This is a genomic window from Halothiobacillus diazotrophicus (assembly GCF_001663815.1).
Lineage (GTDB): Bacteria > Pseudomonadota > Gammaproteobacteria > Halothiobacillales > Halothiobacillaceae > Halothiobacillus > Halothiobacillus diazotrophicus.
On sequence record NZ_CP016027.1, the window covers coordinates 598,715 to 611,655 of the forward strand.

Genomic DNA, 12,941 nt, shown 5'->3' on the forward strand with positions numbered 1-12,941 from the left:
CACTGAAAACCCTGCACACAGGTATTTACTGTTCGGCAGCGACCGCCCCCGCAATAAATACCCTGCCGACAATAAACCAAAAGGGATGAAATACAAGTAGTTTCGCCCTGAGGCTATCAAAAGCGTCAACAACTGTTGTGTAAATACAAATCACGCGCGGACATATTTTTGTCACTTTATTCGCAAGCGGGTTAACTGCATAAGCAATTCAAGTTGAAACAAGCTAGCATCAACATAAAATAGGCCGCTCAACTTCTTTATTTTATTGGGTAAAACAAAAATCGCCCCGCATTTTTCGGTGGGAGATTGTCCCATTTTAAGTCGATCCAATTCGATTGGAGGCTCATTAATTACCACCTACACATTCAGGCTCTGCCAATACTGAACGAACTGCATGGCAACCCGCCCGCTGCGCGAACCGCGAAGGCGGGCAAACCGTAACGCCTCTTCATGCCAGTTCGTGTCGGATGCACTGCTCCCGGCCTGAGCTAAATGAGCCGAGACGATATCGAGATACTGTTCCTGCGTGAACGGGTGAAACGCCAGCCAAAGACCGAATCGCTCGGATAAGGATATCTTCTCGTCAATGGCATCGCCTTCATGCAGCTCACCGTCAACAATTCGGCCGTTCAGATTGTCCGCCATGGACTCCGGCAACAGATGGCGACGGTTGGATGTGGCATACACCACGACGTTATGCGTCGAGCTAAGAAGCGAACCATCCAACAGCGCTTTCAGTCCCTTATACCGGGCATCATGGGCATCAAACGACAAATCATCGATGAACAGCATGTAGCGTCGATCGACACGGGAAAGAATCTGCATGAGGTCGGCAAGTTCACTCAGACTCGAATGCGCTATTTCGATCATGCCAAGATCCGGACCGCCATAGCGTTTGAGCATGGCACGGACCATCGCGCTCTTTCCCGTTCCCCGCGCGCCCCAAAGCAGCGCATGATTGGCAGGCTTCCCATCGCGGAATAACCGGGTATTTCGATCGATTAAATCCAGCTGTCGGTTGCGATGCAGGAGATCCTCAGGCTCAGACAGTGCAGGATTCGGGATCAGGACAAATCCCCGCTCAGGAATCCAACGCTGAGCAAGGGCCCGAGAGTGCGGCGTCGCTCGAACGGAGTCGTCCCGAATAAAATCCGGCCAGCGGGTCGGACGCCCCTGTTTCAGTTTGCGTGCATTGAGTTTGGAACGAAATGGAACTGGCATACTATTGGACTCGATGAAGTGCTGCTGGAAAGGATCTTTCTCCAAACGTAGCATGGCGCAATTGAACTGCCGAGTGTACCCGAGCGACAAGGATTCCCATGCCCGATATGACTGTTCCCGCCGTCCTTCTTGCCCTCGTTCTGCTGATTTTGCTTGGACAGTGGATCATGGTGCGCCACGCGAAAAGCATGCGTGGCAATCCGGCACCCCAAGAACTGATTGAACTGCTTGCCACAGATGAGCCAGGCAGGAGTGATGGCCTTTTCTTCTTTGAATCGCCCAACTGTGGCGCCTGTCACCGCATGGCGCCCATCGTTGACAATCTGGCCCAGCTGCATTCTCTGCCGCTATACCATCTGAATGTCCAGACACAACAGGGATTGGCGCGAATCCTCCGTATCATGGGTACCCCGACCACGCTTCTTGTTCACGACGGCCTGATCGTCGACGTGATTGTCGGCACCATCTCCGAATCCAGCCTGCGCGGAAAATTGAGCCGTTATTGGCCCCAATGAACCCCAATCGCCAAGGCACTGATACCAGCAGGGTAGGGTGCGATGGCGTTTTTGGCTTACACTTTCCGACGCAATTGCGCCCTCGCGCTTAAATAAGGACCTTAACGGGTCCTTAAATCCGCAAGAATTTCGCCCCAATTCGCCCCAAGGAGCATGTATGACCTCAATGAATGCGGCACCGCTGTCGCTGGTCATTCCCGTTTTCAACGAACAAGACAATATTGCGCCCTTGCTGGCCAGAGTCCATCAGGCCCTGTCGGAATATCCTGCCCCCTGGGAAATCCTCTTGATCGATGACGGCTCCGCAGATGCCACCGTTCAACGTATCACCGAAGGACAGGCAGCGTACGGCAACCATGTTCGACTCGTCCCCCTCGCACGAAATTTTGGTCAGACCGCAGCCATGCAGGCCGGGATCGATCTGGCTCGCGGCGATGTCATCGCCACGCTGGATGGCGATCTGCAAAACGACCCCATCGATATCCCGCGGATGGTGAACCGTTTGATTGCCGAGGATCTCGACCTTGTCGCCGGCTGGCGAAAGAATCGTCAGGACAATCTTTGGCTCAGGAAGGTGCCGTCGAAAATAGCCAATCGACTCATCCGAAAGATAACCGGCGTGACGCTTCATGATTACGGCTGCAGCCTGAAGGTATTCCGTGCCTCCGTGATCAAGGGCGTTCGTTTGTACGGTGAAATGCACCGGTTCATTCCAGCCTGGCTTGCGACTCAGACGGCCCCAAGCCGGATCAAGGAAGAGGTCGTGGCCCACCACGCACGGACGGCTGGTGTATCCAAATATGGGCTGTCGCGAACTTTTCGTGTCATCATCGATCTGATCTCCGTCTATTTCTTCATGCGCTTTGCCGCACGTCCGGCCCACTTTTTCGGGATGCTCGGACTGGGCTTCGGCGCACTGGGTGGCCTGACTTTGTTCTACCTCTTGATTTTGAAGTTGCTGGGGGAAAATATCGGTGATCGACCGCTGTTCATGGTCGGCATCATGCTGGTGCTTATTTCGGTTCAAATACTGACGACCGGCGTCCTCTCTGAAATGTTGTCGCGGACATACCATGAAGCCCAGGACGTTCGTTCCTATCACCTCAGACCTAGCGCAGGGGAGGCGCTTGATGCGCCCGACTGGAAGCAGCCCCTTGAATCATCCCCCCCTACCGAACAGACGGTTTCATGAACAAACTTGCGACACAGTTTCCGCATTGGGCACAGGATCCGATGGATGATCCCAGTGCCGGGATGAAACTGGCCTACGGATTCATCCTGACGGCCGCGATCAGTCTGATTGTGGTTGCTGCCACACCAGGTCTGCGTCTCACCCTGTTCCACGACTTCAACAACCTCGGGCCGCTGGCACCGGCGATATGGTCCGGTTTCAGCTCGTTGGCTGACACCTATCTCGCCTTGGGGTTGTTGCTGCCCGTACTGCTCTGGCGTCCGAAACTTGCCGCGTTACTGCTCCTGTCGGCAATTCTGGCGACGGTGATGACGCATACCCTGAAACCGATCCTGGACATACCTCGACCCCCTGCGGTGCTCCCGCTCGATACCTTTCACCTGATCGGCCACCGACTCGACCACGGCAGCTTTCCCTCCGGGCATTCGGTTACGGCATTTACGCTGGCCGGTCTTCTGATCATCGGACTTCGGCTTTCCTTCGGTACGGCGTTACTCACGCTTGCCGGGGCGACGCTGCTTGCGATTTCTCGAATGGCCGTCGGGGTGCACTGGCCGACGGACGTTCTGGCAGGCGCCGTGATCGGTCTCGTTTCCGTATTGCTTGGCCAACGTCTCCTGAATCGATGGAAGTCCTTGCATAACGCCAGATGGACCACACCGGCAGGGCTGTTCATTACCGGCCTTTGTGGCTTGACAGCGCCCTGGTACAACACGGGCTATCCGGAAGGCATCTGGGCGAATTGGACCGTAGCCATCCTGTCACTCGCCGTTCTCCTGCTTGCTTCCCGTTGGTACTGGCCTTCGTATCGCAACCGCAAAAGGCTGCCCTTGCGCGATTTGGGTCGCTCATGATGACCAAAACGCAGGTTATTTCAGTTTTTGCTAATATTCTCGCTGAGAATCCACGCGCTTGGGTGGGCGTGGACAGGATGGCGAGGTATAATTGTCGGCTATGTCACTAATCGCCTTCGGTTTGAATCATAAAACGGCACCGGTCGATGTGCGGGAGCGCATCGCGTTCGGCGTGGATCGGCTGCCGTCGGCACTGAAGGATCTGATTCACGGCTGTGGCGCCAAGGAAGCGGCAATTGTATCGACCTGCAATCGCACCGAAATCTACGCACACTCGGAATGCGTTCGCGAAAATCTGATCGAGTGGCTGGCCACATTCCATCAATTACCGATCGATGCCATTGCGCCCTATGTCTATGCACATCAGGACGAGCTGGCAATCCGTCATCTGATGCGCGTTGCCTGCGGCTTGGACTCCATGGTCCTGGGCGAGCCCCAGATTCTGGGCCAGATCAAGGATGCCTTTACGGTCGCTCAGGATGCACAGGCGCTTGGCCCCGTCCTAGGTCGTCTGTTCCAACATACCTTCTCCGTGGCCAAGCAGGTCCGAACCGATACACAGATCGGCGCCAGCCCCGTATCCGTAGCATTTGCAGCCGTCAATCTTGCCAAACAGATATTTGGCGATTTCTCCCAAAAAACCGCCTTGCTGATTGGTGCCGGTGAAACCATCGAACTTTGTGCCCGACACCTCCAGGGGAGTGGTTTGCGCCAGGTCATCGTCGCGAACCGATCCATTGAGCGGGCGCATCATCTCGCCGAACAGTTTGGCGGGCTGGCTATCGGATTGACGGAAATCCCGACGCATCTGCACAAGGCGGACATCGTCATTTCCTCAACCGCCAGTCCCTTGCCCGTCTTGGGCAAGGGGGCCGTCGAGCAGGCGCTCAAGCAGCGCAAACGTCGCCCCATCTTCATGGTGGATATTGCGGTACCGCGTGATATTGAACCCCAGGTGGCAGACCTGCAGGATATCTATCTTTATACCGTCGACGATCTGAAGTCTGTCATAGACGAGGGACAGAAATCCCGCGCGGCGGCGGCCGAACAAGCCGAAGAGATCATCAACCTGCAGGTCGGCCACTTCCTCGAGTGGGTGCAGCTACAGACCGGAGCGGAACTCATCAAATCCTATCGCCATCAGGCCGAAGTGACCCGCGATGACGTGCTTTTCCGGGCCAAGGCGTTGATGGCGGCCGGCAAGTCGCCCGAAGAGGCTATGGAGTTTCTGGCCCATACCTTGACCAACCGACTGATCCATCGGCCAACCATCGTATTGCGCGAAGCCTGTGCCAGTGGCGATCTGACATTGGTACATTCCGTCCAGAATGTCCTTGGGCTTTCGGAAAAACCGGAAAGTTAGCGCCCTCCGCACACAGCTACGCCTCCGTCCTTTTCGCCCTACCCAGGGTCCAAACGCCACCGACATCCCTTATGTTATCCGACGCCTTATTCAACCGTCTGCTCGCCCTTTCCGAGCGATACGAAGAAATTACCGCTTTACTTGCAGAGCCTGAGATCATCAGTGATCAGGAGCGGTTTCGGTCTCTTTCCCGCGAACACGCCCGCCTGTCCGATCTGGTACGCGCATTGGATGACTACAAGAAAGCCAAGATCGATCTTGCTTCCGCCTCCGCGATGAGCAACGAATCAGACCCCGATCTCGCGGCCATGGCCGAAGAGGAAATCCCGCTGATCAAGGAGCGATTGGCGTCCCTGGACGAAACACTCAAGCTCCACCTGCTGCCGCATGATCCGGCGGATGACGGCGACGTCTTTCTTGAGGTACGAGCGGGAACCGGCGGTGATGAGGCCGCCATTTTTGCCGGTGATCTGATGCGCATGTATCTCCGCTACGCCGATCAGCGCGGCTGGCGTTCGGAATTGCTCTCCGAACAACCCGGCGAGCATGGCGGGTATCGCGAGGCAGTCGCTCAGATCAGTGGGGACGGCGTCTATGCCGCACTCAAATTCGAATCCGGCGCCCATCGCGTACAACGCGTGCCGACCACGGAAACACAGGGGCGGGTGCATACATCGGCCGCGACAGTGGCCGTCATGCCTGTTGTACCGGAGGCCGAGGCCGTCACGCTCGATCCTTCGACGCTGAGAATCGATACCTTCCGGGCCTCGGGTGCGGGTGGTCAGCACATCAACAAGACGGACTCAGCCATCCGCATTACCCATTTGCCGACCGGTATGGTCGTCGAGTGTCAGGACGAGCGATCCCAGCACAAGAACCGTGCCCGCGCATTGAGCGTCCTCGCTGCCCGACTCGCCGATCAGGAACGTCAGCGTGTTCACGCGGAACAGGCCGCCACCCGCAAGGCGCTGGTCGGCTCAGGGGATCGTTCCGAGCGCATCCGGACCTATAATTTTCCGCAGGGCAGGGTCACGGATCATCGGATCAACCTGACGCTCTACCAACTCGATCGCGTACTGGCCGGCGACCTGGATCCGGTCATCGTACCCCTTCGCCAGACCGATCAGGCCGACCAATTGATGGCTCTGGCCAATGGCAGTCACTGATCCTCGGAAAGACCCAGCCCGGAATGTTCCAGCGACCCTCGCGTCGTTGCTCGACGAGGGTAGGGCACTGCTGGGCACCGATGCGGATGCCATGATCGATCTTCGTCAGCTGGTGACGGGTATATCCGGCATCGATCGTGCACGTCAGATCATTGATCCCGAGCAGTCACTTTCAGAAGCCGCGGCCACTCGCCTACGCCGGGCCTTCTACGATCGGGCCAAGGGAATCCCAGTTGCCTACATTCTCGGCGCGCGCGGGTTTTGGCGGCATGATTTTCGGGTCACGCCTGACACCCTCATACCCCGCCCGGAAACGGAAATACTGCTCGAATGGGCGTTGGAGTTACTGTCCGTAGACGATCAGGTGACCGTCGCAGACCTGGGAACCGGCTCGGGGATCCTCGCGGTGTGCCTTGCCGTGGAACGCCCCAGGGCGATGATTCTGGCCAGTGATTTGAGTGCAGGGGCCCTGAAAGTCGCTCGGGAAAATCAGCAGACCATCGTACCAAGTCACCCCATTCACTGGTTCCAAGGCAACTGGGCCGACTGCCTGGCAGACGAGTGCCTGGACATGATTGTCAGCAACCCCCCGTACATTCCCGATGACGACCCTCATCTAAGCACCGGCGATCTGAGGTACGAACCCCGCACTGCTCTGGCTGCCGGCCTCGATGGCCTTGACGACTACCGCGTTCTATTCGCGGAAGCCGTACGCGTACTCAAACCCGGGGGCCACATCCTGGTCGAGCATGGTTTCGATCAGTCCGCGGCAATTATGGCGCTGTTGACGCAGGTCGGCTTCACCTCGCTGATCACCCGAAGCGACTACGCCGGGCTGCCAAGGACGACAGGCGGACATAAGCCGGGCAGGTAACAAATCGTACAAACACGACCAATTGAGTTACTCTAGACGGCAAGCTTCAGAGCGGCGAGGAGCGACATGGATCAATCGACGTTAATCAAACAACGGGAAATTCGATTTCGTGGCCCGCATCATCACGGCGACCAGTCCACAGGCGCAGCCGTGTTCCTGGGCAATCTTCCCGGCGTGTTGAAGGCCGAACGGCAGGATGCCTGGTGTCTCGTAGTTCACTATGACGTGCAACACATCTGTCTACGGGTCATTCGCCGCCACCTACAGCTTGCGGGCTTTCATCTCGACGCCTCGCTATTGGTCAAAATGAAGCTGGCACTCATCGAATATGCCGAACAAAATCAGCGCGAACTGCTTGGACTGGAAAACTGCCCCCTGCCGACGCGGCCCTATCAGGTATCCGTAGATCAGGTGACGACACAGTCTCATAAACTGCGCCCTCCAGCGATCCCCGAGCGTTCCGACGACCCTTGGCGCCACTATCACTGAAAGGTGCTTATCTTCAAACGATACGCCACCGCAACAATCCATGAACGACGAACAACTCCTCCGCTACAGCCGGCATATCATGCTTCCCGAAATCGATTACGAAGGGCAGCAGCAACTCACCGAATCACGCGTATTGATTGTGGGTCTGGGGGGACTCGGGTCGCCCGTGGCCCTGTACCTTGCCGCCGCAGGCGTAGGAGAACTTGTCCTGGCCGATTTCGATCAGGTCGATCTGAGCAACCTGCAACGTCAAATTTCGCACGATACCGATAGTTTGGGCATGGACAAGGTGATCTCAGCCGCGAAACGTATCCAGGCGATCAATCCCGATGTCCGCACGCGTCTGATCACCGAACGTCTGTCATCCACCAACCTGGACGCGATACTGGACGATGTCGATCTCGTTTGCGATTGCTCCGATAACTTCGAATTGCGATTCGCCTTGAATGCAGCCTGCATGCGATCGGGAAAGCCGCTCGTTTCTGGTGCCGCCATTCGTATGGAAGGACAGGTGACCGTGTTTGACCCCCGACGCGCTGAATCGCCCTGTTATCGCTGTCTCTACCGCGAGGAAGGTCATGAGGCGCTTCGTTGCAGCGACGCCGGCGTATTGTCGCCGTTGGTCGGGATGATCGGCAGTCTGCAGGCTGCCGAGGCCATCAAGGTGCTCGTCGGTTTCGGGGAACCGCTGGTCGGTCGACTGGCCCTGTTCGATCTGAAGCGAACCGAATTCCGGACCATTCGTTTCCGACGGGATTCGGCTTGCCCGATCTGTCATATGCGCCCGGATTAACGCGATGTGTCTGCTAGTGCACGACTGATTTCAGCAATCAATGCCGGCCCCCGGTAGATGAATCCGGTATAGACCTGTACGAGATCGGCGCCGGCCTGAATCTTTTCAAGCGCCGCCGTCCCGCTATCGATCCCGCCCACGCCAATGATCGGAAAGCCTTTCGGCAACTCTGCACGCAACTGTCGAATCACACGTGTTGACGCTTCTCGGACAGGACGGCCACTGAGCCCCCCCGTCTCGTCGGCAAACGGCAGACCCTCAACCCCAGCGCGGGATATCGTCGTGTTTGTGGCGATCACGCCATCCATCCCTTCCTCAACCAGTACACGGGAAATGTCCGAGACAGACTCCTCGGTGAGATCGGGGGCAATCTTGACCACCAGCGGAACCTTGCGTGCGTGACGATCATCCAGAACATCCTTTTCACGGCGCAAGGCAGAGAGTAGCGGACCGAATTGATCTGCCGCCTGCAGGGCGCGCAGGTTCTTGGTGTTTGGTGAGGAAATGTTGATGGTCACGTAATCAGCAAACGGATGAACTCCGCGCAACCCGATCAGATAATCATCGACCGCACGCTCGATGGGCGTATCGAAATTCTTCCCGATATTCAGGCCAACCACGCCCTGAGAGCGTCTCGCCTGAACATGGGCGACAAAGCTGTCCAGTCCGTCGTTGTTGAAACCCATTCGATTGATCAGCGCTTCTGCGTCGGGCAACCGGAAGAGCCGAGGGCGAGGATTGCCAGGCTGCGGACGCGGCGTGACCGTACCGACTTCGACAAATCCGAACCCGAGGCAGTTCAGGGCATCAATATGCGCCCCCGTCTTGTCCAGCCCGGCGGCAAGTCCCACACGATTCGGAAATCGTATTCCCATGATCTCGACAGGATCTTCGGTCACTTGTCGGCGGGCGTACGAACACCACGATGTCTTGGCGGCCAGATCCAGCAACTGGAAGGTGACTCGGTGTGCCGTTTCCGGCTCAAACCGGAAGAGAAGAGCACGGAGATAGGGATAGAGATTCATGAGTAGCTTGAATGACTGAACGTTGGGTCAGCCAGTGTACCCAGTTCAAGACGGGGCGCAATGAGCAAGCAGGTCGCCTCCGATTTCATGAAAAATTCATCAATGTGTCAAGCATCGGCCACAAAACCTTAACAAGAGCGAAATGCACATGATCTAACCTGCAAAATCACACAAATCCAATCGGTTAACTTGCCTATGCCCTATACAGTCGATCAATCAGAGTTGATCCACGCCGATCAGACGAAACGCGTGGACGGAATCGACGCCGGCCATCGTTTACAGGTCGGGCTAGCCGTTACGCCTGATGAGATCCGGGCGACCTTTGCGCTTCGTCACCGCGTCTTTGTCGAGGAACTGGGCGCTAAAATCCCGCCCCATGCCCCCAAGGGAATTGAATCCGATGATCTGGATGCCTACTGTCATCATCTGGTCGTACACGACCTGGATACGGGTGACGTTGTGGCATGCACCCGGATTTTGACGGATACGCAGGCAAAAGTCGCTGGCGGATTCTATTCCGCCAATGAGTTCGATCTCAGTGCCATCGAACACATCCATGGGCGCGTCATGGAGATCGGAAGAACCTGCGTCCATCCCGATTATCGAAACGGCGCAACCATCGGCACGCTCTGGACGGGGCTGGCCCAGTTCATGGAAATCAACCGTTTTGCGTATCTGATGGGCTGCGCCAGCATTTCGATGAACGATGGCGGCTTACTTGCCCGTCAGATCCTTTCTCAAATGAGCCACAAATTCGCACTGCCCACAGGGTTGGAAATCACGACCAAGCGCGGTCTCCCCCCCCTGGCTTCGAATCGGTTAGCACAAGGCGATCTCAAGATCCCACCTTTGCTCAAGGCCTACTTGAGGCTGGGTGCGTGCATGGGTAGCGAAGCCTATTGGGACGAGGATTTCAATACGGCAGACGTCTTCATCTGGCTCGACCGGGCGAAGCTGCAGCAACGATATCTGAGACATTTCGTCCAACGTAAGGACACCCCCCGTTCCGATCGGTATCTTGGCCGGTTTGCGGCCTGAGCAACGAGCCACGAGCCACGCATGAAGGCAGCAACATCCCGAGAATCCTCTAGAGCCAGTGGGTTGCGCGGTCGACGTAGTTGGTCGCCATGGGCTAGAGTAGGGGGCCTTATGCGCGAAGAACTTACCCCGGACACGCTGCACGAAACGCCCATGCTTCTGCAGACTCTCTCGGAACCGGAAACCGGCTTCCTGCGTCATGTCGAACGATTCATTTTGGATGGGTGGCAAGAATGCCCGTCCCGCGCTGAAGCAAACATCCTCCTTGCCGCTGCCGGCAACAGCGTAGCTCAGCAATGTATGGCCCGATACGCGGTCGGTATGGTCTGGCTTTCCTGGTATTACGCGCCCGCGTGGTCGTGGTTGAGCCCGGTCATCGAACAATGCGCAAGATATGTCCACAGCACGACCTTTCTGCATGTTCAGCAGCTGACCCAGCTGCTCAAACACATTCCCCTGCATGACCGACCGCGCCAGCAACCTCAACACATCGAGCATATGGTCCGAGAAGCGGAAATGATCATCTACCTGAAGACGGGACGATGGACGCCCCCCGTTCCTATGCCCTGATCGGCCGGGAAATGCCGTAATCATGCTCATACGCGGCACAGCTCTGGTCATCAATGATGGTCGCTTTCTTCTGGTTCGGGATATCGGCGACAATAAGTTTTCGCTACCCGGAGGAGGCGCCAATCCCCAAGAACCCCCCATTGCAGCAGCCGTGCGGGAGCTGTACGAGGAATTGGGCATGGAAGCACAGACGGCTGAACGCCTGACGAGCTGTGACTATCGCGGGAGTGTCAATCATCATCACGTGGTACTGATCCACTCCCTGGACACGCCCAGCTGTAATCCGCGCGAAATCGCAGAATTTCATTGGTGGGATGGAACATCCCAGCTACCACGGCAGTCTCATGTGGATGCCATTCTGGGGCACTGGTATCGACATCGGCCAACATATAAATGATATGCAAGGCTACTTGAAATTTTCCTATGACGCCCCCACTTTAGGCTAAAGTAATTGTCGCCTAGGGTTGAATGTTCACCGGGCTTGGCACTGTTTCTCAGGAGCGTTAGAAAACACCATGAAGCGAATCCTCTTATTCCTTGCAACCAACTTGGCAGTCATGCTCATCCTGACCGTCGCCTGGTTCGTCATTTCCTCCGTCTTCGGACTTGGATCGACCATGGATTACCGGGGCGGTGGCATCAACTACACCTCCACGCTCGTACTGGCAGCCGTTTTTGGTTTTGGCGGTTCCCTCATTTCTCTGATGATGTCCAAATGGATGGCCAAGCGGAGTGTCGGCGCCCAGGTGATCGTTCAGCCGGGCAACGAAGCTGAACGCTGGCTGCTTCAGACCGTCGAGCGCCAGGCGAAGCAAGCCGGCATTGGCATGCCCGAAGTGGCCATCTATGACTCGCCGGAGATCAACGCCTTCGCGACCGGTGCCAGCCGCAACAACGCCCTGGTTGCCGTCTCGACCGGGCTTCTGGCCAACATGACCCGCGATGAAGCCGAAGCCGTTCTCGGTCACGAAATCGGCCACGTCGCCAATGGCGACATGATCACGCTCACGCTGATTCAGGGCGTCGTGAACACCTTCGTAATTTTCTTCGCACGAATCGTCGGCTACTTCGTCGACCGCGTTCTCCTCAAGAACGAGAATGGTCCCGGTATCGGCTTCTTCCTGGCCACATTCATCGCGGAAATGGTCTTTGGCGTGCTCGCCAGCATCATCGTGATGTGGTTTTCCCGCCAGCGGGAATTCCGCGCCGATGAAGCTGGTGCACGATTTGCCGGTCGTCAGAAGATGATTGCCGCCCTTGAGCGGCTCAAACTCAATTACGAGACACCGGCACAATTGCCCTCGCAAATGACGGCATTCGGCATTTCCGGCCACGGCAGCACCTTGGGTCGACTGTTCATGTCCCACCCGCCACTCGACGAACGCATTGCCGCCCTCCGCGCAGGTACCGGATCCGGACAGGCGGTGACATCCACCTTCGGTTGATTATCCGCACCCTTCGCCCGAAGTCGGCGAAACAATCCCGAAAACCCGCTCTTGTAGCGGGTTTTTTGAACCTGTACGCGAAAAGGGTATCTTAGGCGTAAGGCTTGGCGGTGTTGTCGTATTCCCGGCTCAGCGCACAACGCCATCATCGAACCACGAGAAGAGGCAACCCCATGGGCGTTCTGTATTTATTCGTTCCTCTGAGCATGATCATTGCCGGGATTCTTGTCTGGGCCGCGTTCTGGGCGATACGCAACAATCAGTACGAGGACATGGACGGCCCGGCGCATCGTATCCTGCTCGATGACGACGATCCACGGATTCCCACACAAAGCAATGCAGGCGACGCCGAGGACAAAACCACGACAACGAACAACCGAAAGTAACCTGACGATT

15 protein-coding genes are annotated in these 12,941 nt (G+C 56.8%); 13 read left to right on the top strand and 2 right to left on the bottom strand.

Going from position 1 to position 12,941, the window contains the following annotated elements; genetic code table 11:
- Positions 1-357: 357 nt before the first annotated feature.
- Positions 358-1,275, bottom strand: coding sequence for an ATP-binding protein (locus A9404_RS02730; RefSeq protein WP_231880936.1), 918 nt, complete (start codon positions 1,273-1,275; stop codon positions 358-360).
- A 44-nt stretch (positions 1,276-1,319) separates the two neighbouring features.
- Between A9404_RS02730 and A9404_RS02735 the strand changes: the two genes are divergently transcribed.
- The 8 genes from A9404_RS02735 to A9404_RS02770 all read left to right on the top strand — a co-directional run bounded on the left by A9404_RS02735 (position 1,320) and on the right by A9404_RS02770 (position 8,467).
- Positions 1,320-1,736, top strand: a complete 417-nt coding sequence (locus A9404_RS02735) for a thioredoxin family protein (protein WP_066098440.1) — start codon at positions 1,320-1,322, stop codon at positions 1,734-1,736.
- 157 nt (positions 1,737-1,893) lie between these two features.
- A complete protein-coding gene (locus A9404_RS02740; protein WP_066098442.1) occupies positions 1,894-2,928 on the top strand; it encodes a glycosyltransferase family 2 protein in 1,035 nt (344 codons plus the stop codon).
- Positions 2,925-3,782 carry a phosphatase PAP2 family protein gene (locus A9404_RS02745; RefSeq protein WP_066098444.1) on the top strand — a complete coding sequence of 286 codons (858 nt, stop codon included), beginning with the start codon at positions 2,925-2,927 and terminating at the stop codon, positions 3,780-3,782. Before A9404_RS02740 ends, A9404_RS02745 begins: the two co-directional genes overlap by 4 nt.
- Positions 3,783-3,882: 100 nt before the next feature.
- Positions 3,883-5,145 (top strand): glutamyl-tRNA reductase, encoded by a 1,263-nt coding sequence (hemA, locus tag A9404_RS02750; RefSeq protein WP_066098446.1) that lies wholly within the window; start codon positions 3,883-3,885, stop codon positions 5,143-5,145.
- Between the two features lie 71 nt (positions 5,146-5,216).
- A complete protein-coding gene (gene prfA / locus A9404_RS02755) occupies positions 5,217-6,311 on the top strand; it encodes a peptide chain release factor 1 (protein ID WP_066098448.1) in 1,095 nt (364 codons plus the stop codon).
- Positions 6,298-7,185 (top strand): peptide chain release factor N(5)-glutamine methyltransferase, encoded by an 888-nt coding sequence (prmC, locus tag A9404_RS02760; RefSeq protein ID WP_066098450.1) that lies wholly within the window; start codon positions 6,298-6,300, stop codon positions 7,183-7,185. The genes prfA and prmC overlap by 14 nt, the downstream gene beginning before the upstream one ends.
- A 66-nt stretch (positions 7,186-7,251) precedes the next feature.
- Positions 7,252-7,674 carry a hypothetical protein gene (locus tag A9404_RS02765; RefSeq protein WP_066098452.1) on the top strand — a complete coding sequence of 141 codons (423 nt, stop codon included), beginning with the start codon at positions 7,252-7,254 and terminating at the stop codon, positions 7,672-7,674.
- A 40-nt stretch (positions 7,675-7,714) separates the two neighbouring features.
- Positions 7,715-8,467, top strand: coding sequence for a HesA/MoeB/ThiF family protein (locus A9404_RS02770; RefSeq protein ID WP_066098455.1), 753 nt, complete (start codon positions 7,715-7,717; stop codon positions 8,465-8,467).
- On the opposite strand, the gene A9404_RS02775 is transcribed toward A9404_RS02770, so the two are convergent.
- Positions 8,464-9,492 (bottom strand): quinone-dependent dihydroorotate dehydrogenase, encoded by a 1,029-nt coding sequence (locus tag A9404_RS02775; RefSeq protein ID WP_066098457.1) that lies wholly within the window; start codon positions 9,490-9,492, stop codon positions 8,464-8,466. The genes A9404_RS02770 and A9404_RS02775 overlap by 4 nt on opposite strands.
- A gap of 195 nt (positions 9,493-9,687) precedes the next feature.
- Here A9404_RS02775 and A9404_RS02780 point away from each other — a divergent pair, with 195 nt between their 5' ends.
- The 5 genes from A9404_RS02780 (at position 9,688) to ccoS (ending at position 12,931) form a co-directional block, all read left to right on the top strand.
- Positions 9,688-10,530 (top strand): GNAT family N-acetyltransferase, encoded by an 843-nt coding sequence (locus tag A9404_RS02780; protein WP_082922678.1) that lies wholly within the window; start codon positions 9,688-9,690, stop codon positions 10,528-10,530.
- 111 nt (positions 10,531-10,641) lie between these two features.
- Positions 10,642-11,100: a hypothetical protein gene (locus A9404_RS02785; protein ID WP_156521211.1), complete on the top strand. Its 459-nt coding sequence runs from the start codon at positions 10,642-10,644 to the stop codon at positions 11,098-11,100.
- Positions 11,101-11,122: 22 nt separating this feature from the next.
- Entirely contained in the window at positions 11,123-11,497 is a 375-nt protein-coding gene (locus A9404_RS13070) for an NUDIX domain-containing protein (RefSeq protein WP_082922679.1), read from the top strand.
- A gap of 118 nt (positions 11,498-11,615) precedes the next feature.
- Complete coding sequence (gene htpX / locus A9404_RS02795; RefSeq protein WP_066098464.1) at positions 11,616-12,545, top strand: protease HtpX; 930 nt, start codon at positions 11,616-11,618, stop codon at positions 12,543-12,545.
- Between the two features lie 173 nt (positions 12,546-12,718).
- Positions 12,719-12,931 (top strand): cbb3-type cytochrome oxidase assembly protein CcoS, encoded by a 213-nt coding sequence (gene ccoS / locus A9404_RS02800; RefSeq protein WP_066098466.1) that lies wholly within the window; start codon positions 12,719-12,721, stop codon positions 12,929-12,931.
- Positions 12,932-12,941: the final 10 nt, after the last annotated feature.